The sequence below is a fragment of the Streptomyces sp. ISL-98 genome (assembly GCF_018614055.1).
In the GTDB taxonomy this organism is placed as follows: Bacteria; Actinomycetota; Actinomycetes; order Streptomycetales; family Streptomycetaceae; genus Streptomyces; species Streptomyces spiramyceticus.
The window spans coordinates 114,579-137,131 of record NZ_JAGGPB010000020.1 but is presented as its reverse complement, the minus strand read 5'-3'; the positions used below and the strand labels follow the sequence as shown (position 1 = coordinate 137,131).

General features: G+C 70.5%; 25 protein-coding genes and 1 riboswitch. Of the genes, 7 read left to right on the top strand and 18 right to left on the bottom strand.

Going from position 1 to position 22,553, the window contains the following annotated elements; all coding sequences use genetic code 11:
- Nucleotides 1-22: 22 nt before the first annotated feature.
- Nucleotides 23-1,399: an FAD-binding oxidoreductase gene (locus J7I98_RS15245; RefSeq protein WP_214921225.1), complete on the top strand. Its 1,377-nt coding sequence runs from the start codon at nt 23-25 to the stop codon at nt 1,397-1,399.
- 18 nt (nt 1,400-1,417) lie between these two features.
- Nucleotides 1,418-2,173 carry a decaprenylphospho-beta-D-erythro-pentofuranosid-2-ulose 2-reductase gene (locus tag J7I98_RS15240; RefSeq protein ID WP_214921224.1) on the top strand — a complete coding sequence of 252 codons (756 nt, stop codon included), beginning with the start codon at nt 1,418-1,420 and terminating at the stop codon, nt 2,171-2,173.
- A gap of 23 nt (nt 2,174-2,196) precedes the next feature.
- On the opposite strand, the gene J7I98_RS15235 is transcribed toward J7I98_RS15240, so the two are convergent.
- On the bottom strand, nt 2,197-2,790 hold the full coding sequence (locus J7I98_RS15235; protein WP_214921223.1) for a 2'-5' RNA ligase family protein: 594 nt from the start codon (nt 2,788-2,790) through the stop codon (nt 2,197-2,199).
- 153 nt (nt 2,791-2,943) lie between these two features.
- Nucleotides 2,944-3,957: a tryptophan--tRNA ligase gene (gene trpS / locus J7I98_RS15230; RefSeq protein WP_214921222.1), complete on the bottom strand. Its 1,014-nt coding sequence runs from the start codon at nt 3,955-3,957 to the stop codon at nt 2,944-2,946.
- 54 nt (nt 3,958-4,011) lie between these two features.
- Here trpS and J7I98_RS15225 point away from each other — a divergent pair, with 54 nt between their 5' ends.
- The 3 genes from J7I98_RS15225 (at nt 4,012) to J7I98_RS15215 (ending at nt 6,323) form a co-directional block, all read left to right on the top strand.
- Nucleotides 4,012-4,686: an RNA polymerase sigma factor gene (locus tag J7I98_RS15225; protein WP_214921221.1), complete on the top strand. Its 675-nt coding sequence runs from the start codon at nt 4,012-4,014 to the stop codon at nt 4,684-4,686.
- Nucleotides 4,679-5,545, top strand: coding sequence for a hypothetical protein (locus J7I98_RS15220; RefSeq protein ID WP_251020651.1), 867 nt, complete (start codon nt 4,679-4,681; stop codon nt 5,543-5,545). The genes J7I98_RS15225 and J7I98_RS15220 overlap by 8 nt, the downstream gene beginning before the upstream one ends.
- Before the next feature lie 85 nt (nt 5,546-5,630).
- Nucleotides 5,631-6,323 (top strand): hypothetical protein, encoded by a 693-nt coding sequence (locus J7I98_RS15215; RefSeq protein ID WP_214921220.1) that lies wholly within the window; start codon nt 5,631-5,633, stop codon nt 6,321-6,323.
- Nucleotides 6,324-6,360: 37 nt separating this feature from the next.
- On the opposite strand, the gene glyA is transcribed toward J7I98_RS15215, so the two are convergent.
- Nucleotides 6,361-7,632, bottom strand: coding sequence for a serine hydroxymethyltransferase (gene glyA / locus J7I98_RS15210; RefSeq protein WP_214921219.1), 1,272 nt, complete (start codon nt 7,630-7,632; stop codon nt 6,361-6,363).
- Between the two features lie 41 nt (nt 7,633-7,673).
- Nucleotides 7,674-7,763: riboswitch (ZMP/ZTP riboswitch) on the bottom strand.
- A 117-nt stretch (nt 7,764-7,880) separates the two neighbouring features.
- On the opposite strand from glyA, the gene rocD reads away from it, so the two are divergent.
- Nucleotides 7,881-9,092, top strand: a complete 1,212-nt coding sequence (rocD, locus tag J7I98_RS15205) for an ornithine--oxo-acid transaminase (protein WP_214921218.1) — start codon at nt 7,881-7,883, stop codon at nt 9,090-9,092.
- Between the two features lie 92 nt (nt 9,093-9,184).
- Here rocD and J7I98_RS15200 read toward each other — a convergent pair whose 3' ends face one another.
- Entirely contained in the window at nt 9,185-10,183 is a 999-nt protein-coding gene (locus tag J7I98_RS15200; RefSeq protein ID WP_214921217.1) for a ScbA/BarX family gamma-butyrolactone biosynthesis protein, read from the bottom strand.
- 121 nt (nt 10,184-10,304) lie between these two features.
- Between J7I98_RS15200 and J7I98_RS15195 the strand changes: the two genes are divergently transcribed.
- On the top strand, nt 10,305-10,922 hold the full coding sequence (locus tag J7I98_RS15195) for a ScbR family autoregulator-binding transcription factor (RefSeq protein WP_214921216.1): 618 nt from the start codon (nt 10,305-10,307) through the stop codon (nt 10,920-10,922).
- Between the two features lie 67 nt (nt 10,923-10,989).
- Here the strand turns inward: J7I98_RS15195 and J7I98_RS15190 are convergent, their stop codons facing one another.
- The 14 genes from J7I98_RS15190 to J7I98_RS15125 form a co-directional block, all read right to left on the bottom strand.
- The gene (locus J7I98_RS15190) at nt 10,990-11,718 is read right to left on the bottom strand and encodes a ScbR family autoregulator-binding transcription factor (RefSeq protein WP_214921215.1); all 729 of its coding nucleotides are present in this window, start codon (nt 11,716-11,718) and stop codon (nt 10,990-10,992) included.
- A gap of 113 nt (nt 11,719-11,831) precedes the next feature.
- A complete protein-coding gene (locus tag J7I98_RS15185; protein WP_214921214.1) occupies nt 11,832-12,962 on the bottom strand; it encodes a tRNA-dihydrouridine synthase in 1,131 nt (376 codons plus the stop codon).
- Entirely contained in the window at nt 12,959-14,071 is a 1,113-nt protein-coding gene (locus J7I98_RS15180; protein WP_214921213.1) for an NAD(P)-dependent oxidoreductase, read from the bottom strand. Before J7I98_RS15180 ends, J7I98_RS15185 begins: the two co-directional genes overlap by 4 nt.
- A gap of 11 nt (nt 14,072-14,082) precedes the next feature.
- Nucleotides 14,083-14,982 (bottom strand): ScbA/BarX family gamma-butyrolactone biosynthesis protein, encoded by a 900-nt coding sequence (locus J7I98_RS15175; protein ID WP_214921212.1) that lies wholly within the window; start codon nt 14,980-14,982, stop codon nt 14,083-14,085.
- Between the two features lie 150 nt (nt 14,983-15,132).
- Complete coding sequence (locus tag J7I98_RS15170; protein WP_214921211.1) at nt 15,133-15,576, bottom strand: MarR family winged helix-turn-helix transcriptional regulator; 444 nt, start codon at nt 15,574-15,576, stop codon at nt 15,133-15,135.
- A 150-nt stretch (nt 15,577-15,726) separates the two neighbouring features.
- Nucleotides 15,727-17,046 (bottom strand): sulfotransferase, encoded by a 1,320-nt coding sequence (locus J7I98_RS42215; protein WP_214921210.1) that lies wholly within the window; start codon nt 17,044-17,046, stop codon nt 15,727-15,729.
- Nucleotides 17,047-17,184: 138 nt separating this feature from the next.
- Entirely contained in the window at nt 17,185-17,580 is a 396-nt protein-coding gene (locus tag J7I98_RS15160; RefSeq protein WP_214921209.1) for a MarR family winged helix-turn-helix transcriptional regulator, read from the bottom strand.
- Nucleotides 17,559-18,251 carry a DsbA family protein gene (locus J7I98_RS15155; protein WP_214921208.1) on the bottom strand — a complete coding sequence of 231 codons (693 nt, stop codon included), beginning with the start codon at nt 18,249-18,251 and terminating at the stop codon, nt 17,559-17,561. The genes J7I98_RS15160 and J7I98_RS15155 overlap by 22 nt, the downstream gene beginning before the upstream one ends.
- 52 nt (nt 18,252-18,303) lie before the next feature.
- Nucleotides 18,304-18,813: a nucleoside deaminase gene (locus J7I98_RS15150; protein ID WP_214921207.1), complete on the bottom strand. Its 510-nt coding sequence runs from the start codon at nt 18,811-18,813 to the stop codon at nt 18,304-18,306.
- A complete protein-coding gene (locus J7I98_RS15145) occupies nt 18,810-19,460 on the bottom strand; it encodes a 4'-phosphopantetheinyl transferase superfamily protein (protein WP_214921206.1) in 651 nt (216 codons plus the stop codon). The genes J7I98_RS15150 and J7I98_RS15145 overlap by 4 nt, the downstream gene beginning before the upstream one ends.
- Nucleotides 19,461-19,498: 38 nt before the next feature.
- A complete protein-coding gene (locus J7I98_RS15140; protein ID WP_214921205.1) occupies nt 19,499-19,717 on the bottom strand; it encodes a DUF6253 family protein in 219 nt (72 codons plus the stop codon).
- Nucleotides 19,698-20,507 carry a maleate cis-trans isomerase gene (locus J7I98_RS15135; protein WP_214921204.1) on the bottom strand — a complete coding sequence of 270 codons (810 nt, stop codon included), beginning with the start codon at nt 20,505-20,507 and terminating at the stop codon, nt 19,698-19,700. Before J7I98_RS15135 ends, J7I98_RS15140 begins: the two co-directional genes overlap by 20 nt.
- 25 nt (nt 20,508-20,532) lie before the next feature.
- A complete protein-coding gene (locus J7I98_RS15130) occupies nt 20,533-21,228 on the bottom strand; it encodes a transglutaminase family protein (protein ID WP_214921203.1) in 696 nt (231 codons plus the stop codon).
- A gap of 74 nt (nt 21,229-21,302) precedes the next feature.
- Nucleotides 21,303-22,442 (bottom strand): acyl-CoA dehydrogenase family protein, encoded by a 1,140-nt coding sequence (locus J7I98_RS15125; RefSeq protein ID WP_214921202.1) that lies wholly within the window; start codon nt 22,440-22,442, stop codon nt 21,303-21,305.
- Nucleotides 22,443-22,553: the final 111 nt, after the last annotated feature.

Sequence of the window (22,553 nt, the reverse complement as noted above, 5' to 3'; positions counted from 1 at the left end):
GCGGGGCGATACGGTCGGAGTCATGTCTGTCGACACCGTCTCAGTGACCGGCTGGGGCCGCACGGCCCCGACCACCGCCCGGCTGATCCGGCCGCGTTCGTACGAGGAAGCGGCGGCCGCGGTCGTCGAATGCGCCGCGCACGGCGCACGCGGCGGCATCGCACGCGGCCTCGGACGGGCGTACGGCGACGCGGCGCAGAACGCGGGCGGCTCCGTGCTCGACATGACCGGCCTCGACCGCATCCGCAGGATCGACGCGGACGCGGGCGTCATGGTGTGCGACGCGGGCGTGAGCCTGCACCGGCTGCTGGAAGTGCTGCTGCCGCTCGGCTGGTTCGTACCGGTGACGCCCGGGACCCGGTATGTGACCGTGGGCGGCGCGATCGGCGCGGACATCCACGGCAAGAACCACCACGGATCGGGCTCCTTCTCCCGCCATGTCCTGTCGTTCGACCTGCTCACCGCCGACGGCGAGGTACGCACCGTCCCGTCCGGCACCGATCTCTTCGACGCGACAGCGGGCGGCATGGGCCTGACGGGCGTCATCCTTTCCGCGACCGTCCAACTGCTGCCCGTCGAAACCTCATTGATGTGCGTCGACACCGAACGGGCAAGCGACCTGGACGACCTGATGGCCAGGCTCACCGCCGACGACCACCGCTACCGCTACTCGGTCGCCTGGATCGACCTGCTCGCGCGCGGTGCCTCGACGGGGCGCTCGGTCCTCACGCGCGGGGAGCACGCCCCGCTGGACGCGCTCCCGGCGCGCGCCCGCCAGTCACCGCTCGTGTTCCGCCCCGGCCGGCTCCCGGCCGCGCCACGCTTCGTACCGGACGGGCTGCTCGGCCGTACGACCGTGGGCCTGTTCAACGAGCTCCGGTACCGGACGGCCCCCCGCGCGCGCCGGACCGGGGAAATCCAGAAGCTGTCCGCCTTCTTCCACCCGCTGGACGGCGTACCGCACTGGAACCGGCTCTACGGGCGCAGCGGGTTCGTTCAGTACCAGTTCGTCGTCGGGTACGGGCAGGAGGACGCCCTGCGCCGCATCGTCCGGCGGATCTCCTCGTGCACGGGCGGCGGGCGGGGGTGCCCGTCGTTCCTCGCCGTGCTGAAGCGGTTCGGCGACGGCGATCCGGGGTGGCTGTCCTTTCCGATGCCCGGCTGGACCCTGGCCCTGGACATCCCGGCGAACCTGGCGGGGCTCGGCGCGTTCCTCGACGAGCTCGACGACGAGGTCGCGGCGGCCGGGGGGCGTGTCTACCTGGCCAAGGACTCCCGGCTGCGGCCCGAGATGCTGGCGCCGATGTATCCGAAACTGGCCCGATTCCGGGCGCTGAGAGCCGAGTTGGACCCCTTGGGCGTGTTCACGTCGGACCTCTCCCGCCGCCTCTCCCTCTGACGTACCAGGAGCTCACCCATGAAGGACGCTTTCGGCACCCCGCAGTCCCTGCTCATTCTCGGCGGTACGTCGTCGATCGGCCTCGCGACGGCCCGCCGTCTGGTCGCCCGCCGCACCCGTACGGTCTGGCTGGCGGGGCGGCCCTCCCCCGCCCTCGAATCGGCCGCTGCGGGGCTGCGCGCGCTGGGCGCCGACGCCCGTACCGTCGCCTTCGACGCCCTCGACTCCACGTCGCACGAAGAGGCGCTCGGCAAGGTCTTCGCCGAGGGCGACATCGACATGGTGCTGCTGGCCTTCGGGATCCTCGGCGACCAGGCGCGCGACGAGGCGGAGCCGCTGGCGGCGGTCCGGGTCGCGCAGACCAACTACACGGGCGCCGTCTCGGCCGGCCTGGTGTGTGCGAAGGCTCTCCAGGGGCAGGGCCACGGCTCGCTGGTGGTGCTGTCGTCGGTGGCGGGCGAGCGCGCCCGCCGCGCGAATTTCATCTACGGGTCGAGCAAGGCGGGCCTGGACGCGTTCACACAGGGGCTCGGCGACGCACTGCACGGGACGGGCGTGCACGTGATGGTCGTACGCCCCGGATTCGTACGGTCGAAAATGACGGCGGGCCGCGAGGAGACACCCCTGGCGACGACCCCGGAGGCAGTCGCGGCGGCGATCGAGCTGGGCCTGCGACGGCGCTCGGAGACGGTGTGGGTGCCGGGGGCGCTGCGCCTGGTGATGTCGGCACTGCGCCACGTACCGAGGCCGCTGTTCAGGCGACTGCCGGTCTGAAGAATCCAGCCCGCCCCGCTGTGTCAGGAGCGCAGTGAAGGCGCCGCCGGTTCATCGACCGGTGAATTCTGCGCAGGCACGACACCCGCCGTGCCACCCCCGAACGCGTACTCGCAGAGCTTGCGCCACACGCCGTCCGCCCCCTGCTCGTACAGCGCGAAACCGCTGCAGGCCCACTCCGCCTCGTACTCGGAGAGCTCCTCGTACGCCCGGTCCATGCCCTCTTCGGAGATGCCGTGGGCGACCGTGACGTGCGGGTGGTACGGGAAGTGCAGCTCGCGTACGAGCGGGCCCGACGCGTCCCTGACCCGCTTCTGGAGCCACGCGCAGGCCGCCGCGCCCTCCACGACCTGCACAAAGACGACCGGGGAGAGCGGGCGAAACGTACCGGTGCCGGACAGCCGCATCGGGAAGGAGCGGCCCGACGCCGCGACCGCGGCGAGGTGCGCCTCGACCGCCGGCAGCAGCGAGGCGTCGATCTCGGTCGGCGGGAGGAGGGTGACATGCGTGGGGATGCCGTGCGCGGCAGGATCCCCGAAGCTCACGCGCCGCTGCTGGAGCAGGCTGCCGTACGGCTCCGGGACCGCGATCGAAACGCCGAGCGTTACGGTCCCCACGTCGTTCTCCTCCGTAGTCCGGTACGTCCTGTGGTGCTGTCCTGTGTGGTGCTGCCAGTGTGCAGTGTGACGGGCGCGGCGCCCTTGTGGCCAGAGTCCTTGGTCAGGGCCTTGTGCCCGGCCCTGTCGGGCGTCCGCTCCGTGCTTGGCGGGTCAGTGCTTGGCGGGCAGGAGACCGACCTTGTCGTAGGCCTGGGCGAGGGTCTCGGCGGCTACTGCGCGGGCCTTTTCGGCGCCCTTGGCCAGGATTGAGTCCAGCGTCTCCGGGTCGTCCAGATATTCCTGGGTGCGGGTCCTGAACGGCGTGACGAAGTCCACCATCACCTCGGCGAGGTCCGTCTTCAGCGCGCCGTACATCTTGCCCTCGTACTTCTTCTCCAGCTCGGCGACGGTGGCGCCGGTGAGCGTGGAGTAGATGGAGAGCAGGTTGCTGACGCCCGGCTTCTCGACGGCGTCGTAACGGATCACGGTGTCCGTGTCCGTAACCGCACTCTTGATCTTCTTGGCGGTGGCCTTGGGCTCGTCGAGGAGGTTGATCAGGCCCTTCGGCGTGGACGCCGACTTGCTCATCTTGATCGCCGGGTCCTGGAGATCGAAGATCTTGCCCGTCTCCTTGAGGATGTACGGCGCCGGGACGGTGAACGTGTCGCCGAACCGGCCGTTGAAGCGCTCGGCCAGGTCGCGGGTCAGCTCGATGTGCTGGCGCTGGTCCTCGCCGACCGGAACCTGGTCGGCCTGGTACAGCAGGATGTCCGCGACCTGCAGGATCGGGTACGTGAAGAGGCCGACGGTCGCGCGGTCGGAGCCCTGCTTGGCGGACTTGTCCTTGAACTGCGTCATACGGGACGCCTCACCGAAGCCGGTGAAGCAGTTCATGACCCAGCCGAGCTGGGCGTGCTCGGGGACGTGGCTCTGGACGAAGAGCGTGCAGCGGTCCGGGTCGAGTCCGGCGGCCAGCAGCTGGGCGACGGCGAGCCGGGTGTTGGCGCGGAGCGCGGCGGGGTCCTGCGGAACGGTGATCGCGTGCAGGTCGACAACCATGTAGAACGCGTCGTGGGATTCCTGCAGGGCGACCCACTGGCGCACGGCGCCAAGGTAGTTGCCGAGGTGGAACGAGCCTGCGGTGGGCTGGATGCCGGAGAGCACGCGAGGACGATCAGAGGCCATGAACTCATTCTCTCAGGTGTGGAACCCAGCTCGGTTCTCCGGTGTATCAAGAGTGTGAGGACGCGGAAGGGGACCCTGGAGGGGGGCCGCATCGGCATCGACGATGCTGCGGCGATCGCGCGCGTACGGTCCGGGGAGCCCGAGGCGTACGCGGAACTGGTGCGCGCGTACACAGGAATTGCGCTCAGGGCCGCCGTGGCGTTCGGAGCCGGTGCGGACGCGGAAGACGTGGTGCAGACGGCCTTCTTCAAGGCGTACCAGTCGCTGGGGCGCTTCAGGGACGGCTCGGCCTTCCGGCCGTGGTTACTGCGGATTGTCGCAAATGAGACCAGAAACACAGTGCGGTCCGCGGTGCGGTTGCGGGCGGCTACGGGACGGGAGGCCGCGCTGCTCGCGGCCGAGCCGCTGATACCGGAATCGGCCGATCCGGCGGTGGCGGCGCTGGAGGAGGAGCGCCGTGCGCTGCTCCTGGCGGCGCTGGACGAGCTGAACGAGGACCAGCGCCAGGTCGTGACGTACCGCTATCTGCTGGAGATGGACGAGGCGGAGACGGCGGAGGCGCTGGGCTGGCCGCGGGGCACGGTGAAGTCGCGGCTGAACCGGGGGCTGCGGAAGCTGGGGCGGATTCTGCCGGGTATGCGGGACGAGTGGGACGGACGGGAGCAGCAGGGGCAGCGGGACGGGCAGGACGAGGGGTGCGAGCGGGAAGGGGGTGATGGGCATGAGTGAGGAGCGGCCGGAGGGGCGGCGGGACGGGCGAGAGGAGGCGCGGCGGGACGGGCGGCACGCGGACCTGCCGGAGCCCGGCCATGAGCTGGCCGACGAGCTTCGCGGGCTGGGGCGCCGGATAAGGATTCCGGACGTCGACGGGCCGACGATGGCCGAGCGGGTGCTGGCGCAGATCGTCGCGGAGGCGGTCGCCGTACCGGTGGCGCGGCCCCCGGGGCGCGGCGAGCGGCTGCGGGCCTGGTCGCGGCGGAGGTGGCGGACGGTGACCGCCACCCTGTCCGGGCTGCTGATCGTGCTGGTGCTCACGCCTCCGGTGCGGGCCGCGGTCGCGGACTGGTTCGGTTTCGGCGGCGTGGACGTGCGGTACGACCCGACGGCCTCGCCGCCGCCCGGGCCGCCCGGGGCCGGGGCGCCCGACTGCCGGGGCGGGCTGACGGTGGCCGAGGCGGCGCTGCGGGCGGGCTTCGACCCGGTGCTGCCGCGCGGGCTGGGCACGCCGGTCGCGGCCTCCGTGTCGCGTGACCGGCGGGTGCTGTCGGTGTGCTGGCGGACGGTGCGGATCGACGAGTTCCGGGCGGCCATCGACCCCGTCTTCTACAAGGCGACACCGGTGCCCGCCGAGTACACGGAGGTGGACGGGCAAACGGCCCTGTGGTTCCCGGAGCGCCACCGGCTGACGCTGCGGCTGGTGGACGAGGACGGCCGGCCGTACGCGCGGAAGGTCAGGTCGGCCGGGCCGACGCTGGTCTGGCAGCGGGCCGGGGATCTGACGCTGCGGCTCGAAGGCGTCAGGTCGATGGAGCGCGCGGTGGACCTCGCGGAAACCGCCTCGGAATCCGCTGCGGAATCCGCCGACTGAGGGGGAACCTGCGCGGACCGAGCGGTGTATGAGAAGTGACACCGCAGTGCAGACAGGCAGTGCGGGTGCGTCGGATGGGGGAATCATGCGACTGCTGCAACGACTTGCCGCCGTTGTCGGGGCGGTGCTCACGACGGCCGTGCTGTGCGCATCGCAGGCCGTGGCGGGCGGGCCGACCAGTGTGCTGGTGGTCTCGCCCGAGAGCGGCCGGACGAGTTCGCTCTACTACACCGCCTCCCCTTACCGGGAGTTGGGGAAGAACCTCGGGCCCTGGGGCTCGGGAGGAGTGGCCGAACGGCCGTCGGAGCTCGCCCCCGAGACTCTGGAAGCGGGCGGGGCATGGCGCCAGGTCACGGTGACCTGGCTGAGCCACGACGTGTCCGTGTGGCGGGTCAACCATGTGTTCCTGCCGAAGTCGGACGGACCGATATGGGTCAGCACGGTGACGGAGGACCCGTCCGCCGACGAGGAACGCTGGCACGAGGCCGAAGACCCGGCGCAGTTGCGCGCACTGCTGAAGAAGCTCGGCGTCCTGGACAGCCCGCCGGCAGCGCGGGCAAGCGGGAGCGACGCTCAGGAAGCCGAAGAAGCGGCAGCTGCCCCGCCCGAGGCCGCTTCGACGGGGGCCGGGGACAGCACCGGCTGGTGGTGGTCGATACCGGGGCTGGCAGCCGGGGTTCTGCTCGGGTTCGGCGGGACCGTGCTGGTGCGGCGTGGCGACGCGGCCCGGCGGGGCACAGACCCGCCGGGACCGCGACATCAACTCATCGATATGTGAGGGAGGTTGGGGTTTGGGGCAAGGCGCCGGCCCGCGGTCAGTCCGTCGGAAGGCCCGGTGCGGGGAAGGAGGCCATGAGGTCGGCGACCTCGGCGCGGATGCCGGCCAGTGCGTCCTCGTCGCCCGTGCGGGCGGCGGTGACCCCTCGGTCGATCCAGTCGGCGACGGCCGCCATGTGCTCCGTGCCGAGACCGCGCGAGGTGAGGGAGGGGGTGCCGATGCGGACGCCGGAGGGGTCGAAGGGCTTCCGCGGGTCGTACGGGACGGTGTTGTAGTTGACGACGATCCCGGCCCGGTCGAGGGCCTTGGCCGCCACCTTGCCCGGTACATCCTTGGGGGTGAGGTCCATCAGGATCAGGTGGTTGTCAGTGCCGCCGGAGACCAGGTCGAAGCCGCGGGCGAGCAGTGCCTCGGCGAGCGCCTTGGCGTTGGCGACGACCGCGTGCGCGTAGTCACGGAAGGAGGGCTGGGCCGCCTCGTGGAGGGCGACGGCGATGGCCGCTGTGGTCTGGTTGTGCGGGCCGCCCTGGAGACCGGGGAACACAGCCTTGTCGATGGCCTTCGCGTGTTCCTCGCGGGACATCAGCATGGCTCCGCGCGGGCCGCGCAGCGTCTTGTGGGTGGTCGTGGAGATCACGTCGGCGTGCGGGACCGGGGAGGGGTGGGCGCCGCCCGCGATCAGGCCCGCGATGTGGGCGACGTCGGCGACGAGCACGGCACCGGACTCGCGGGCGATCTCCGCGAAGGCGGCGAAGTCGATGGTGCGGGGAAGGGCGGTACCACCGCAGAAGATCAGCTTCGGGCGCTCCTTGAGGGCGAGGTCGCGCACCTCGTCGAAGTCGATGAGGCCGGTGTCCTGGCGTACGCCGTACTGGACGCCGCGGAACCACTTGCCGGTGACCGAGACGCCCCAGCCGTGGGTGAGGTGGCCGCCCATCGGGAGGGCCATGCCCATCACGGTGTCGCCGGGCTCGGCGAAGGCGAGGTAGACGGCGAGGTTGGCCGGGGAGCCCGAGTAGGGCTGGACGTTGGCGTGGTCGACGCCGAACAGGGCCTTGGCGCGGGCGGTGGCGAGGCGTTCGACCTGGTCGATGTTCTGCTGGCCCTCGTAGTACCGGCGGCCCGCGTAGCCCTCGCTGTATTTGTTCTGCAGGACGGTGCCGGAGGCTTCGAGTACGGCCTGCGAGACGTAGTTCTCGCTGGGGATCAGGCGCAGCGTGTCGGCCTGCAGCTGTTCCTCGGCGCCGACCAGGGCGGCCAGTTCGGGGTCGGTCGCAGACAGGGCGGGGTGGCTGAGTGGGAGCGTCATGGCGTCCTCCGGGGGCGAGCGGTCAGTGTCCGGTCGGGATCCCGGGGTGCCCAGGCGGGCGGCACCTCGTGCGGTTCTCGCGCACGGCTTCCCCGCGGTTCGTTCCGCGTACGCCAGTCGCCGTGCGTACACACCCTAGCGGGCGCGCCGCCGCGGAAGGTTTCCTTGTCCGCCATGCGAGCGACGATAGAAAGGGGCACCATCCCCTGCCCCTCACCGGATGGATTCTCTCGACGATCGGAGACCCCGTGCCGACCACTAACGCTGCCATTGCCTCCGCGGAGGCGCACTGTGCGCACACCTACCACCCGCTGCCCGTCGTCGTGGCGTCGGCGGACGGCGCCTGGATGACCGATGTCGAGGGCCGCCGCTACCTCGACATGCTCGCCGGGTACTCGGCGCTCAACTTCGGGCACGGCAACCGCCGGCTGATCGACGCCGCCAAGGCGCAGCTGGAGAGAGTGACGCTGACCTCCAGGGCTTTCCACCACGACCGGTTCGCCGACTTCTGTACGCAGCTCGCCGAGTTGTGCGGCATGGACATGGTGCTGCCGATGAACACCGGGGCCGAGGCGGTGGAGACCGCCGTGAAAACGGCCCGCAAGTGGGGTTACAAGGTGAAGGGGGTGCGCGACGGCCGGGCAAAGATCGTCGTGGCGGGCAACAACTTCCACGGCCGTACGACGACCGTGATCAGTTTCTCCACGGACCACGAGGCGCGGGCGGACTTCGGTCCGTACACCCCCGGCTTCGAGATCGTCCCGTACGGAGACCTGACGGCGCTCGACGCCGCGGTGACGCCGAGCACCGTGGCCGTCCTCCTTGAGCCGATCCAGGGCGAGGCGGGGGTGCTGGTACCCCCGGCCGGATATCTCCCGGCGGTAAGGGAGTTGACCCGTGAGCGGAACGTGCTCTTCATCGCGGACGAGATCCAGTCGGGGCTCGGCCGTACGGGCAAGACCTTCGCCTGCGAGCACGAGGGCGTCGTGCCCGACATGTATGTGCTGGGCAAGGCCCTGGGCGGCGGTGTCGTGCCGGTGTCGGCCGTCGTGTCGTCGGCCGAGGTGCTGGGCGTGTACCGGCCGGGTGAGCACGGTTCGACGTTCGGCGGAAACCCGCTGGCGTGCGCGGTGGCACTGGAGGTCATCGCGATGCTGCGCACCGGTGAGTTCCAGCAGCGCGCCACCGAGCTGGGCGACCACCTCCACCACCAGTTGGGCCTGCTGGTGGGAGGTGGCGCGGTCACCGCGGTGCGCGGCCGGGGGCTGTGGGCGGGCATCGACATCGATCCGTCGCACGGCACCGGCCGGCAGATCTCCGAGAAGCTGATGGACCGGGGTGTGCTGGTCAAGGACACCCACGGTTCGACGATCCGGATCGCCCCGCCGCTGGTGATCAGCAAGGAGGATCTGGACTGGGGCCTCCAGCAGCTCGGCGAGGTGCTGGCGGGCACCCCCTAGGGACGGCCGGTACGGCTGGGAACGAGTCCGCGCCGTGCGTTCGCTGTGGCGTCACAGCGAACGCACGGGGCGCGGTCGCGCCCGCGCCGGGGTCAGTTCACCTGGGTCGCACAGACCGTGGTGACCATGGTCTCGAAGAGGACCTCGCCGTTCTGCCGGAGGGTGACACGGACGCGGGACCGGCCCAGACCGTCCGCGCTCATGCGCTCCGTCTCGATCCAGCAGGGCGCGTCGAACTCCGCGTACCGGGTGAAGGCCGTGTTCATCGCCACCGGGACGACCGGTACCGAGCCGCTGGTGAGCTGCACCGCCTGGCGGGCGGCCTCCAGCAGCAGCATGCCGGGCGCGTGGTCGACGGGGTGGTCGAAGAGCACCGGGTGTGTGACGTCGGTGCGCAGCCGCCAGCGGCCCTCGGCCCCGCCGGGGGCGAGAACGACATCACCGCGCCGGTCCCGGCCGACCAGATGCGGGGCCACCGGCTGCGGCATCGGAATCATGCCGCCGAGCGCGGTCTCGAGATCGGCGTAACCACCGCGCAGCCGCCGGTACACGGCGGGGGCGTGGCTGGTGAAGCGGGCGGTCGCGCTGGCGAGGAACTTGCCCTCACGCAGTACGAGGAACTCCATTCGCATACCGACCAGTCGCCCCGATCTTCGGGCAACATTGTGGCAACTGACGCGCAGCTCCAGCTCGGCCGGCACGGCCGCGGTGCGCAGCGCCTCCGGCTTGAGCGTGTAGTGCAGGTCCTGCCATATCAACCGGTGCCCGAACGGCACGCCGTATGCGACGTGCGACAGCAGCGGGATGGTCTGACGGATGGTCTCGGCCAGCAGCAGCGGGTCGTGCAGGCCGTAGGACGGACCGTAGAACGCGTGCGCGCGGGGCCACTGGGCGGTCACCGAGAAGCAGTCTTCACCGGTGTCCTTCCAGCCCGTCAGGAATACTTCGGCGGCCGCGGCCCGGTGCACGAACTCCTTCGGAACCATGGTGGTCAGCTTCTCGTTCCCGAACCCCCCGAAGCCGTGCTGAAAACCAGACCGCGCAACGTGCTCGAAACCGGTGTGGGCGATGGTGGCATGCGTGCTGGACAAGCGAGTTCCCTCCCCTTGGAACAGGCAAAAATCACCAAGCGCCGCAGTCTCTGCGGGCGAGGTGCACACTGATAAGATACTGGCTGGATGGTTTTTTTCTACCCCCGTTCGAGAGGTATCCATGGCGAAGCCCAAACAAGAGCGAGCGATCAAGACGCGCGAGACGCTCATCAACGCCGCCGCCGCTGTGTTCGAGGAGCACGGCTTCACGACCGCGAGCATCAACGACATCCTGGCCAAAGCAGGCGTCACTCGCGGAGCCCTGTACTTCCACTTCCCCTCCAAGGAGGAGCTGGCGCAGGGCGTGATGTCGGCGCAGGGCGACTCCCTCGAACTCCCCCAGGGAGAACCGGGGCTCCAGACGCTCATCGACACGACCCTGTACCTCGCGCGCGAACTGCAGGCGAACGTCCTGCTGCGCGCGGGTGTGCGGCTCTCGATCGAGCAGTCCTCTTTCGGCGTGCAGGACACCACGCCGTACGAGCTGTGGGTGAAGGCCTTCCGCGAGCACCTCGACGCGGCCAAGGCACGGGGAGAGCTGCTGCCGCACGCCGACCCCGGGGAGCTGTCCGAGCTGCTCGTCGCGGCGTACAGCGGTGTGCAGCTGTTCTCCCAGCTGTACACGAACCGGACCGACCTGCCCCAGCGCATTGCCGTGCTGTGGCGCGCACTGCTGCCCGGCATCGCCGTCTCGGGCATGCTGCCGCACCTGAAGGCAGAGGGCAGCGCCGCCACTTAGGGACAGAAACAGTGGCGGAAATGGATGCAGGAACAGGGAGAAGAAGAACCGGGGCTCGAACGGGGGCTCAGCCGGCGGACGGGCCGGATTTCCTGCCCGACGCGTCCAGTGTCCCGCCCACACCGGTATCCACCAGCGCGGGCAGGACAAGGCCCCAGATGCGCGCAAGCCATTCGAACGCCCCGTCCGACCGGTCGCGGCCCGCACCCGTAGGCGTGTCCGCATCCGCATGGGCGTCCGTATCCGTCTCCGTGGACAGGGCCGGGTCCAGCCCGGCGTCCAGCACGTCCCTGCGGGCGAAGAACTCCGTCCCGCAGATCATGGACACCACCAGAGCGGTGACGGCGTCACGGCAGACGCCGGGCCGCAGCGCACTCTCGGCCTCGGCACGCAGCAGCAGCGCCTGTACACAGCGGAGCCAGACCGCGTAACAGTCCAGGGCCGCATCGGCGCTCCCGCGCTCGCGCGAGAGCAGCACGCCGGCCCGTACCACCATGTCGTCCCGCACCAGGCGGGCCAGGGCATGGGTCACATCGATGAGCACCTGAAGCGCCGGTGCTCCGGGCCGGTCGAGTCCGGCGAGCACCTCGGCGGATCCTTCGCAGGCCCGCGCCTGAACGGCCCTGGCCAGCTCGTCCTTGGTGGCGAAGTGGAAGTAGAGGGCTCCCTTGGTCACCCCGGCCGCGGCACTGATGCGTGCCATCGTCGCCCGCTCGTACCCGATGGCGTCGAACACCTCGGCCGCCGCGACGACCAGCCGGTTGCGGGTCCGCCTGGCCCTTTCCTGCTCCGCCATGCCACACCCCGATCGACCGTTAGTCGTCTGTAGTTCACCGAAGCAAAAAACCTACCAGATGGTTTTGAACTGCCGTACTCCAACGAGGGGTTCCGGCCAGTTGTGACGGATGCTCACAGAGGCTGCCCCGCCCGCACCCGACGGGCGTTGGCGAGCGTGGCCAGCGGCTTGAGCACCGCCGGGTCGAACCGCGCGGGCTCCGCGCGGCCCTCAAGACGGCGCGGCAGATCGGGGTTGGCGAGAGCGCCCGTACCGACCGAGAGCAGATCTGCGTGCCCCTCCTCCAGGACCCGCGCGGCCTGGTCGGGGTCGTGCATGCCGCCGTTGGCGATCACCGGCAGCCCGGTGGACTCACGGGCGACGGCGGCGACAGTCCGGCCGTCGTCCAGGCGCTCGGCGGTGAACCAGTCCCGGCCGCTGCCAGCGATGTGCAGATAGTCCGCTCCCGCCGCCGAGGCCGCCGTGAAGATCGTCTCGGCCTCGCAGGTGCCGCCCGCCCAGCGGTGGGCGTGGTCGTTGACCTTCGCCTGGGAGAAGCGGACGCCGACCGTGAAGCCGTGCCCCGTCGCGGAGCGTACGGCGGCGACGGTCTCGCGCATCAGCCTGACGCGCTGCCCGATCGGGCCGCCGTAGCAGTCGGTCCGTAGGTTGGTGCAGTCAGTGAGGAACTGGTCGAGCAGATAGCCGTTGGCCGCGTGCACCTCGACCCCGTCGAAGCCCGCCTCCCGTGCCCGCGCGGCGGAGTCCGCGAAGCCGCGGACGGCCTCGGTGATCTCCTCCTGGGTCATGGGCACGGGGACCGGCCACGGCCCCCCGCCGCCGTAGTTGGCCAGCTGCTCGCCGCGCGGCCGCACGGCGGAGGGCGCGGCGGTGTCCGGCCGGAACCGGTTGCCCTGGGCCAGCGCACCGGCATGCATGAGCTGGAGCACGATCCGGGAACCCGCCGCGTGGACCCGGTCGGTGACGCGCTGCCAGGCGGCGGTGTGCGTGGTCGACACGATGCCGGGCTGGTTGGCGTAGCCCTGGCTGTACGCGCTGTCCGTGTACGTGCCTTCGGTGATGATCAGGCCGAAGCCGCCGTGGGCGAAGTCGGTGTAGTACGCCGCCATCTCGGCGGTCGCCAGTCCCTGCGCGGTGGCCGAGACGCGGGTCATCGGCGCGACCGCGAGGCGGTTGCCCAGACGCAGTCCGGCGAAGTCGGCCGGCGCGAGGGCGGGGTGGAGCCGTTGGGGGGAGGTGGTCATGCGGAAGTCTCGATCCGGGTCGGAACGGATGGTGCGGCGCTGTGCGGGACAGAGGGCGTGGGCGGCACAGGGTGCGTGCGCTGGACAGGGTGCGTCGCCGGGGCCTGGTCGAGAAACGCCCGGTACCAGGGGGCGTACGAGCGCATACGGGCCTGGAACCCGGGTCCCGGCAGGCACCCGGCGAGCTGCCACACGGAGCAGCTGCGATACCAGTGATCGGTGGCCAGCAGGGAGAGCTGACGCTCGGTCACCCAGCCCGGCACCGCTGCCAGACGCCTGCGGTACTCCTCGTACGTCAGGTCCTCCTGCGGCAGCGGCAGTCCCACGCCCAGGCAGAGCTCGATCAGCAGGTCCCGGAGGGAGACCGGCTCGGGGTGGTTCGCATGGTGCACCGTGCCGGGCGGCAGCACCGGGTCGTACGACATGGCGGCCGCAGTGAGCAGCCGGGCCAGGTCGTCGACGGCGATCATGGACAGCAGCGCACGGCCGCCGTCGCACCAGGCGGGCACCCGGCCGAGGAGTTCGGCGACGGCCGGTACGACCCATTCGTCTCCGGTGCCGTAGACGAGGCCCGGCCGCAGGACCACGCCTCCCGCGGCGAGCACGGCCTGCTCGGCGAGCAGCCTGCTGCGGCTGGTGGGCGACACCGGTGCGGGCGCGACGTCGTGTTCGCCGATGCTCCGGTGCGGGCCGCCGCCGTAGACCGCGGTCGTGGAGACGGTCAGGATGCGGCGGGTGCCGGCCCGGGCCGCCTCGGCGAGCAGGGCCTTGGTGCCCTGCTCGTTGACGGCGGTGCAGAGCCGTTCGTCGGGGCCTATGTAGCAGGCGAGATGGATCAGTACGTCGATGCCGTCGCACACTCCGTGCAGGGAGGCGGGGTCCGTCACGTCGCCCTGTACGTACTCGATGCCGGGGTCGATGACGGGCCGGCTGATCCGGGGTCTCGGGACGTTTCTGACCAGGGCCCGTACCTGCCCGCCGGTCCCGCCGTGCCGCGCAGCGAGGTCGCGCAGTACGGCGGAGCCGATGAAGCCGGTCGCCCCGGTCACCAGGATGCGGGGGCCGTTGGCGGCCTCGGCGGTGCCGGCGGCCTCGGTGGTGGTCGTCACTGGTACTCCGCTCACGCCGAACGCACCGGCTGAAGCTGCAGCGTGCCGAACGCGGCGAGTTCGCCGTCCTGTTCGACGGCCACATGGACCGGGACGCCGCCGCCGTGCGAGGAACCGATGACCTCGGCGGTGACCAGCGCGGGGCGGTCGAAGCGTACGTACCGGGTGAACTCGCTGGCGAAGTCGAGCGAGAGGACCGTGCCGCATCCGGCGGCGAGCTGGGCGCCCTGGCGCATGGCCTCCATGAGGGCCATGCCCGGGACAGAGTCGGCGGCCGGGTCGCAGAGCACGGGGTGCGCGCGGTCGACGCGCAGCTGCCAGGCGCCGGCGGTCCCGGTGGGGGCGAGGAGTACGTCGGCCGGGTCGGTCCGGCCGACGAGCGGCGGGGAGACCGGGGCGGGCAGTCCGGGGGCCGGGTCGGTGGCGGGCTCGTTGACGCCGCACAGCCGCTCGTACTCCTGGGGCGAGACACAGGTGAAGGTGGTCTCGCCGCGGCCGATGAGGGCGGTGCCGCGATAGAGGTCGGCCGTCGCGCGCATGCTGGACAGTTCGGCGCCGGCCCGCTTGACGTCGCGGCACACGATCCTGACGGTGAGTCCGGTGGGCGCGGGGCCGACGCGCAGGCCGACCGGAGAGAGCGTGTACTTCAGGTTCCACATCAGGAAGCGGTGGCCCTGCGGGACGGCGAAGCCGGTGTGCGCGACCGCGAGGGCGGACTGCCGGATGATCTCGGCGGCCAGCAGCGGATTGTGCCAGCGCTCCAGCACGGGCCCGAACAGGCCGTGCTCGCGCGGCCATCGGGCGGAGAGTTCGTACGTGCGGTCGTCCTCGGCCTGGCAATGGGTGATGAGTTCCCCGGCCGGCGCGTCGTGCTGCGCGGTGACGACCGGCGGCTCAAGCAGTACAGCCATGTTCGCGAATCCCCTCGGTGACGGTTCGACTCAGTAAAACATACCTGTCCACCGGTTTTTTTTCCACCGCGATCCAAAGAAAAACGCACACAAAAAGCCGGCCCCGACAGTCCGTCGTGGGCCGGCCTCTGCGGACGCGTCCGCTGTCCGCTACTCCCGGCGCAGCACCGCCACCAGAGCCGCCGTACGGGAATCGACCGCGGCAGCGTCCAGCACCGTCGCGAAGTCGTCGTCGAAGGTGGCGGCGGCCTCGCGCACCACCCTCTGCCCCTGTTCGGTGATCCGCGCGTACGTCGCCCTGCGGTCCGCCTCGCAGATTTCCCGGCGGGCCAGCTCACCGGCCTCCAGGCGGCCCATGAGCCGGCTCACCGTGGACGGATTGACCCCCACGGCTTCAGCGAGGTCGTTCATGCGCAGGCTGTCGTCGCCCGCGTCCGCGAGCTTGGACAGCGCCATGTATTCGAGCGGGGTGACGCCGTGCCTTCTCAGCATTCGCTTTTCGAGCGTGCCGCTCGCCTGACCGACGAGGATGGTCAGCTGCCGGTAAAGGTCCAGGCCGACAAGGGTTGCCGTGCCGTTCGCCGCCTCGGCCATCGCGGCCACCTCCTGCCCTGGGCGCCGATCGGCGCCCGCTCAGGCAAGTGTAATGCTTACGCAAGCATTTATGCAGTGGACCGCGGAGAACAAGGCGGGGAACAAGGCGGAGATCGAAGCGGACATCAAAGGCGGGATCAAAAGCGGGGATCAAAGACCGTACCGCTCACGGTAAAAGGCGAACCGGCCGGCCAGAGCGCCCCTCGAAATCCCGAATTCCGCCGGCCTGAAAGGAACGCTGCGATTCGCTGCCCGCATGGTCCGGGCCGCCAGCTCCGCCACATTGCCCTCCACCACCGGCACCTGCTCCACCCCCATGAACGCCAGGACCCGGCGAACCTCGTCCGTCGGCGCCCCCACCAGATCCGCGTGCCGCACATCGAGAATGCGCCCGCCCGGCAGGCTGCGGCGCGCGACCTCCGCCGCCACCAGCTGGCGCTCGATACGGCCGGTCCACTCGCGCCCCGTCTCGCGCGGGTCACCGCCGTCACTGCCCGCGCCGCGCAGCGCGTGGCTGATCCCGGCGGTGGCGGTCACCGTACGCACCGGGTCGTGGTGCACGACGATCACGCGCGCGCTCGGATATACGTCGAACAGGTCCCCCAAATGCCCCGCATGGAAGGGGTCGCGCAGCAGGGGCGCCGGGCCGGGAATCCGGTGGCAGATCGCCTGGAGCTGCTCACGGTGGAAGTGGTACGCCTCCGTCATGGAGCCCGCCGCCAGCCCGTCCGCGTATCCCGGCACCCGCCAGGGCAGCGCGAACGCCACGCTCTGGAAGGCGTTGCCGAGCAGCCAGGAGCAGCCGCCGGGACGGGTCGCCGTGCGCAGCAGCCCGGCAGGCCGGCCGTGCAGCGCCTGGCTGCCCGCTTCCGCCGCGGCCCGCCCGCGCCCGATCAGGGCGCGGAACTCGCGCGGCCCCGCAGCCCGGGCGACCGGCTCCGCCAGTTCCCAGAGCGTCGGGGCGTCCACCGCCGGGTGCTCGGCCAGCAGATTGTGCAGCAGCCCCGCCCCGCTGCCCGGCAGCCCGGTGATGAAGACCGGCGCCGGTTCGATGTGCGCGATCGCCGGTACGGCGCTGCGCAGCATGCGCAGCTGCACCGGCCGGGTGAGCGCCGTACGCAGCCGCTCCACGACGGCGGCCGCTCCCCCGGTGGTCAGCCGGGCCTGCGAGTTGAGCGACTCGACGAGGCGTTCCAGCTCGGGCAGGAAACGCACCGAGCAGCCGCCGGGGGCGCGTACCGCGTCCGCCAGCAGCGCCTCCAGGTCGATGGCCGCGTGGCCGGAAGGCCCGGTGGGCCGGACGGCCCCCGGGATCGCACCCGGGACCAGCCCTCCCCGGACTCGCCCTTGACCTTGCCCCACAGCCCCCCGGCCGGTCGGGGCAAGCACTCCCGTACGGCCGCCGGAGTGCCCGTGTCCGTGTATTGCGTACGCCCCGGAGTCCCGCGCCTGACGGTCATCGCTGTACATGGCCATCCCCCACCCCGCTCGTCACCAAAGACTTGGTGGGCAGTCACCGAGTCCGCAGACCGTGCACCGCACGGGCCCACCCCTCGTGACTACCCACCTGGAGACTATACCGGACATCCGGTTTTTTTCCATAGGTTGTCAGAGCTTCAATCGAACGGCGGCGAGAGCCGCTCCCACTTCCTTCTCGAAGGTGCCGGTGGCTTCGTCCACCGCCGCAAGACCCGCCTCCGTAATCAGGGCATAGGTTGCGCGCCGGTCGTGGTCCCCGATGCGCCGCCGCACCAGACCCGAATCCTCCAGCCGGTTCAGCAGCCGGCTCACCGTCGACTGCGTCAGCCCCACCGCATCGGACAGCTCCTGCACGCGCAGCAGCTGTCCCTCCGTCTCCTTCAGCGCCGACAGCGCGAAGAAGCCGGAGAGGCAGATGCCGTGGTGGCGCAGCATCGCCTTGTCGACGGCGTGACCGACCCGGCCGGTCAGCACGATCAGGTCACGCCAGTGGGCGGCCTCGCTCAGCATCCGTCGATTCCGCATGTGGCACCCCAGTCGGCGGGTGCCCCTCCGGCCTCGGCGGCCGCGCTCTCGGCCGCAGCTTTCTCCGCCTTCGCGGTCTCTGCCTTCGCGGCCTCGACCGCCTTGCGGAGCTGAGCGGGGTGCGGGACTCCCTCGATGCGGTGGGTGCCGCCCACGATGATCGTGGGCACGCTCTGGATCAGATTCTTCTCCGCCATTTTCAGCGCGTCCTGGTGCGCCTGCCGGTAGGTGCCGTCCTCCAGCGCCTGCCGGAATTCGGCGGCGGGGAGGCCCAGTTCGGTGGCGATGTCGGTCAGTACATCGATCCGGCCGATGTCCCGGCCCTCCTGGAAGAACGCCCGCAGCATCCGCGGCGTGTACTCCGTGCCCTTCCCGTGCTCCTTCGCGAACTGGTAGCCCTCGAAGGCCGTCCCGGTGTACGGCTGCGGAGAGACGTCCGGCAGCTTGATGTCCACCTTCATGCGGTGCGCCATCGGGTAGACCGCCCGCTTCCAGACGGTCTGGAGGTACTCCCCCTCGGGGTGCAGCGTCGGCACCGGGTGCGGGCGGAGTTCGAACGGCATCCACTCGATCTCGACGTCCTCGCCCTCCACCGCCTTGAGCAGCGGTTCCTCCGCCAGCAGGCAGAACGGGCAGACGTAGTCGGACCAGACCTTGATGTTCACCGTCATGCGGTCGGCTCCTTCGTGCTCAGTACGGTGCGGTGGTGGGATTCGGTTCGGTTCAGTGGTGCAGACGTACGCCGCGCCACTCGTCGAAGGGCCGCTCCGAGCCCTCCACGGGAAGCGCGGTGACCTTGAGGGGCCACTGGGTGGGGTCGGTGGCGAAGATGCGGTACGAGTCGGCGTAGTCGAAGCCGGCCCGCGCGGCCATGTGCCGGTCCGCCGCGTACACGATGTGCTGTACGCCGAAGTGGAGCGCCGCCATGTAGCACAGCGCGCACGGCTCCCCCGAGGCGATCAGGGTGGACCCGGCCACGGCCCGCAGACCATGCTGCTTCGCCGCCGCGCGCAGGGCCACGATCTCCGCGTGGGCGGTCGCGTCGCGGTCCTCGCTGACGGTGTTGACGCCGGTGCCGAGCAGGTCGCCCTTGCGTCCGACGACGAGACCGGTGAAGGGGATGCCGCCACGGGCCACGTGCTCTGAGGAGAGCCGGACGGCCTGGCGCACGTACTCGACGAGCTGCGGGTCGGCGTCGGCGGCCGCTGTGGAGGCGGAGGAGGGAGTGGTCATCGGGTCGGCTCCTTGCCGGTCGTGGGGTGGTGGGTGAGGACCACGGAGGTGAGGACCTCCGTGGCGGTGAAGGCGTAGCGGCCCCGCACCCTGAGGCCGTTCAACGGCCCCGGGGCCAGGACCAGGGCGAAGAAGCGGCCCGAGGTCAGCCGGGCGGCCGGGACGGTGACGGTCACGTCCTGGAAACCGAGCGGCACTCCGGTCAGTGGGTGGAGTGCCTTGTAGAGCGCTTCCTTGGCCGAGAAGACGAGGGTCGCCCGCTCCTCGGCCGGGTACGGATCCCGCTCGCACCAGTCCAGTTCCTCCGGTCGGCAGACCGCCCGGGCCATCACCTCCGTCACGGTGGTCCGCTGGGCGGCGTCGAAACCGATCCCGGCCGCCAGCGCCGCCGGGGCGACCGCTGCGGCGCAATAACGGCCACTGTGCGAAATGGATCCGACGGCCCCTGCCGGCCAGCGGACCCCGCCGCCAGGGGCGGGGAGAAGCAGCTCCGGCCGCAGCCCGATCCTGGCGAGCCCGGCCCGGGCACTGTGCCTGCCCGCCCGGAACTCCCCTATCCGCCGCGGTACAGCGCCCGCCAAGTGCTGTTCCTCGGCGGCAGGGAGGGGCTGCTCCCACATGTCCGCCGCCGCCTCGGTGAAGACCACCCCTCGCAGAAAGAGCGACCGCCCCGTACGGGCTGCTGTCAGCCCACGGCGTGGAGGCGGCACTCCGACTGTTCTTCCGCCGTGCGGTAGTTCAGGAAGCCGTTCAGGGCCTCGGCCCTGCGCAGGGATCCTTTGTGCAGCACCATGCCGTAGACGCACGTGTCGTCCTCCCGCCAGCAGATCAGCGGCTCGGTGTAACGGTCGCCGTCCTGGGTCATGAACTGCGCGACGAAGCCGTCAGCCGGCAAGAGGGCCATCAGTGCTCCCGAAGAGTCGCCCGTACGAGGTGATTTCTCTGGCCGCGTCCGCGGCGCCGGCGAGGTGGAGCGCGTGCCAGAAGAGCACCTGGTTGGCCGTCAGGACGGAGAAGCCGAGCTCCTCCTCCAGGCCCTTGATGACACCGACCGCGCGGATCCCGTTGCCCGCGACGAGTACGGCGTCCGGCTTGTACGACGCCACCTCGGTGCGTATCCAGGCGGAGAGCGCCTCGGGGGTGATCTCCTTCTGGTTGCTCGGCAGTCCGCACGGCCCGTGGTGCACGACGTGCAGCCCCTGGTCGGTGAAGTACGTGGCGCCGAGCCCGGACAGCTCGTCGTCGAACCACGGCGGGTTGACCAGCGCCAGGCGCTCCGCGCCCAGTGCCCGCATCGCGGTGACGGCCGCCGTGGTGGTGCCGGTGATCGGGATGCCGCGGGTGCGCTCGGCCAGCCGCTCGTACAGCGCCTTCTCACCGGCCACCCCGACGACGTACGACGAGCTCGTGAAGCCCATGGCGATCGAGTCGATGGGCGAGGCGGCCAGCAGTTCGGTGGCGACGTCCACGTGCGGCGGCTCGATGAACGCGTACACGGGCGAGTGCGGGATCTTCGGGTCCATCTCGCCGCCGGGGCGCATCGCCCCGAAGTGCAGGCGCGAGCCGTGGATGAAGACGTCCTCGGGAGCCATCGCCTGGAGCTCGGACTCGGGGCCGACGTCCGCGTGCGGGACGACGACGCCGACCCGAGCGCGGGCCCGCCAGCCGTCGGTGGGGGTGGTGACGTTGCTCATCGGTTCTCCAGGAGGAAGTAGGGGCTCAGGACGCCTCGGCGGCCAGCGAGCCGCCCGCCACCGTGCCGTCGCCGTGCACGAACTTCGGGTGCTTGGACCGCATGTTCGACATGACGTAGTCGTAGGGCAGGTCGTCGAACTCGCCGTGCATGCGCAGGAACTGCATGGCCTGCGAGGAGTCGCCCTCGTCCCCGTCGAACGGGTGGTAGAGGCTGTCGCCGGTGCCGTCGAACTCCAGCGGGGTCATCCCGTACAGCCGGCACAGCAGCTTGTTGAAGACCGGGGTGGCCTTCATCCAGCGGCCGTCGAGGAAGACCGAGGTCAGGCCGTGGAAGAAGACGTCTCCGCCGATGTGCTGCTTGAGGCGGTCGGAGGCCAGGTGGTTGCGTACGTCGCCGTAGACGAGGCGGCTGGGTATCCCCACCGCGCGGACGGCGGCGGCGTACAGGATCGACTTGTGCAGACAGAAGCCCTGCCCGCCGATGGCTATGGAGCTGGCCCGCAGTCCCTCGCGGGACAGGTCGGCGTCGTACACCTCGTAGAAGACGTTGTCGCGGACCGCGTAGTACAGCTCCACGGCCTTCTTGGCGGCCGGGGCGTCGCGGTCGGTGACCCAGCGGTCCACGAACTCCTGGATCTCCGGGGTGTCGTGGTCGAGGAAGTAGGTGGGCCGCAGCAGGTACTCGAAGGTGTCGGGGCTCTGCTCGGTGACGATGGTCATGGCACGTCCCTCCGGGGACTCTCGTACGGGTGCGGGAAGCAATGCGGTGGTGCGTCGTGCAAGGGCCCCGAGGATCAGAGGCCGAGCATTGACGCGATGCGGTTGCGCTGGATCTCGGACGTACCGGAGTAGATGGTTCCGGCGAGCGCGTTGCGCACGTCCTTCTCGATGCCGTGCTCGGTGAGGTAGCCGTAGCCGCCGAATATCTGGAGGGCGGTGAGGGCCGTGGCCTTGTTCGCCTCGCTCACCGTGATCTTGGTGGCGGCGACATCGATCGTGCTGTCCTTGTTGGCGACGACCTTTTCGGCCGTGTCGTAGAGCCACTTGCGGGCGGTCTCGACCGCGATCTTCATGTCGGCGATCTTGTGCGACACGCCCTGGAACTTGCCGATGGGCCGACCGAACTGCTCGCGGCTCCTGGCGTACGCGACGACGCGCTCCAGCCGGTGCTGCATCTCGCCGAGGTTGATGGAGAAGGAGAAGAGGATCTCCCGCTTCATCACGTAGTCCAGGATGAGGAATCCGGCGCCTTCGGAGCCGAGCATGTTCGAGGCAGGCACCCGCAGGTTGTCGAAGAACACCTCGGCGAGCGGCGAGCTGTGCAGGCCCATCTTCTTGATGTTCGGCCCGACGCTCAGGCCGGGGGTGTCGCGGTCCACGAGGAAGACGCTGATGCCCAGCGGGCTGCCGGGCTCGCCGGTGCGTACGTACAGCAGAAAGACATCGGCGATCGTGGCGTTGGAAATGAACATCTTGGAGCCGTTGATGACGTAGTCGTCGCCGTCCTTGACCGCGACCGACCGGATGTTCGTCGCATCCGAACCGTGGTCCGGCTCGGTGATCGCATGTGCGCCGATCAGGCTGCCGTCCAGGATCCGTGGCAGATAGCGGTCCTTGAGCGCCTTGGAGCCGAAGCGCTGGAGCGGGATGCCGGTGGAGACGATCTGGGTGGAGGCGGAGAAGTTGAGCCCGGCGTCACGCGAGTGGTAGCCGAGCCCCTCCAGTGCGTACATCGTGGTCGGCAGCGACTCGCCGCGGCCGCCCCATTCCTCACGGAAGGGCACGGCCAGCAGGCCGGAGCGCTGGATTGTCTTCCACTTGTCGTACGGGAACTCCTCCTTCTCGTCCCACTCGATGTGCCCCTCGTTCAGCTCGTCCGCCAGGGGGGCCATCAGGTCCCGGAACTCCTGCTGCTCGGCCGTCCACGTGATCATTTCGGTCCTTAGGGGATGAGGGGTCGAAGAGGTTCAAAGGGGGGAGCGCCGGCCCGCCCGCCGTCGAGCGGGCCGGCGCAGTTTCGGGGGAAGAGGGAAGGGAGAAGAGGT

Excerpts from the sequence above, each read along its gene's own strand:
- J7I98_RS15245 (WP_214921225.1), top strand. The coding sequence starts at position 23 with ATGTCTGTCGACACCGTCTCAGTGACCGGCTGGGGCCGCACGGCCCCG.
- J7I98_RS15240 (WP_214921224.1), top strand. The coding sequence starts at position 1,418 with ATGAAGGACGCTTTCGGCACCCCGCAGTCCCTGCTCATTCTCGGCGGT.
- trpS (WP_214921222.1), bottom strand. The coding sequence starts at position 3,957 with ATGGCCTCTGATCGTCCTCGCGTGCTCTCCGGCATCCAGCCCACCGCA.
- J7I98_RS15220 (WP_251020651.1), top strand. The coding sequence starts at position 4,679 with ATGAGTGAGGAGCGGCCGGAGGGGCGGCGGGACGGGCGAGAGGAGGCG.
- J7I98_RS15215 (WP_214921220.1), top strand. The coding sequence starts at position 5,631 with ATGCGACTGCTGCAACGACTTGCCGCCGTTGTCGGGGCGGTGCTCACG.
- glyA (WP_214921219.1), bottom strand. The coding sequence starts at position 7,632 with ATGACGCTCCCACTCAGCCACCCCGCCCTGTCTGCGACCGACCCCGAA.
- J7I98_RS15195 (WP_214921216.1), top strand. The coding sequence starts at position 10,305 with ATGGCGAAGCCCAAACAAGAGCGAGCGATCAAGACGCGCGAGACGCTC.
- J7I98_RS15190 (WP_214921215.1), bottom strand. The coding sequence starts at position 11,718 with ATGGCGGAGCAGGAAAGGGCCAGGCGGACCCGCAACCGGCTGGTCGTC.
- J7I98_RS15185 (WP_214921214.1), bottom strand. The coding sequence starts at position 12,962 with ATGACCACCTCCCCCCAACGGCTCCACCCCGCCCTCGCGCCGGCCGAC.
- J7I98_RS15175 (WP_214921212.1), bottom strand. The coding sequence starts at position 14,982 with ATGGCTGTACTGCTTGAGCCGCCGGTCGTCACCGCGCAGCACGACGCG.
- J7I98_RS15170 (WP_214921211.1), bottom strand. The coding sequence starts at position 15,576 with ATGGCCGAGGCGGCGAACGGCACGGCAACCCTTGTCGGCCTGGACCTT.
- J7I98_RS42215 (WP_214921210.1), bottom strand. The coding sequence starts at position 17,046 with ATGTACAGCGATGACCGTCAGGCGCGGGACTCCGGGGCGTACGCAATA.
- J7I98_RS15160 (WP_214921209.1), bottom strand. The coding sequence starts at position 17,580 with ATGCGGAATCGACGGATGCTGAGCGAGGCCGCCCACTGGCGTGACCTG.
- J7I98_RS15155 (WP_214921208.1), bottom strand. The coding sequence starts at position 18,251 with ATGACGGTGAACATCAAGGTCTGGTCCGACTACGTCTGCCCGTTCTGC.
- J7I98_RS15150 (WP_214921207.1), bottom strand. The coding sequence starts at position 18,813 with ATGACCACTCCCTCCTCCGCCTCCACAGCGGCCGCCGACGCCGACCCG.
- J7I98_RS15140 (WP_214921205.1), bottom strand. The coding sequence starts at position 19,717 with ATGGCCCTCTTGCCGGCTGACGGCTTCGTCGCGCAGTTCATGACCCAG.
- J7I98_RS15135 (WP_214921204.1), bottom strand. The coding sequence starts at position 20,507 with ATGAGCAACGTCACCACCCCCACCGACGGCTGGCGGGCCCGCGCTCGG.
- J7I98_RS15130 (WP_214921203.1), bottom strand. The coding sequence starts at position 21,228 with ATGACCATCGTCACCGAGCAGAGCCCCGACACCTTCGAGTACCTGCTG.
- J7I98_RS15125 (WP_214921202.1), bottom strand. The coding sequence starts at position 22,442 with ATGATCACGTGGACGGCCGAGCAGCAGGAGTTCCGGGACCTGATGGCC.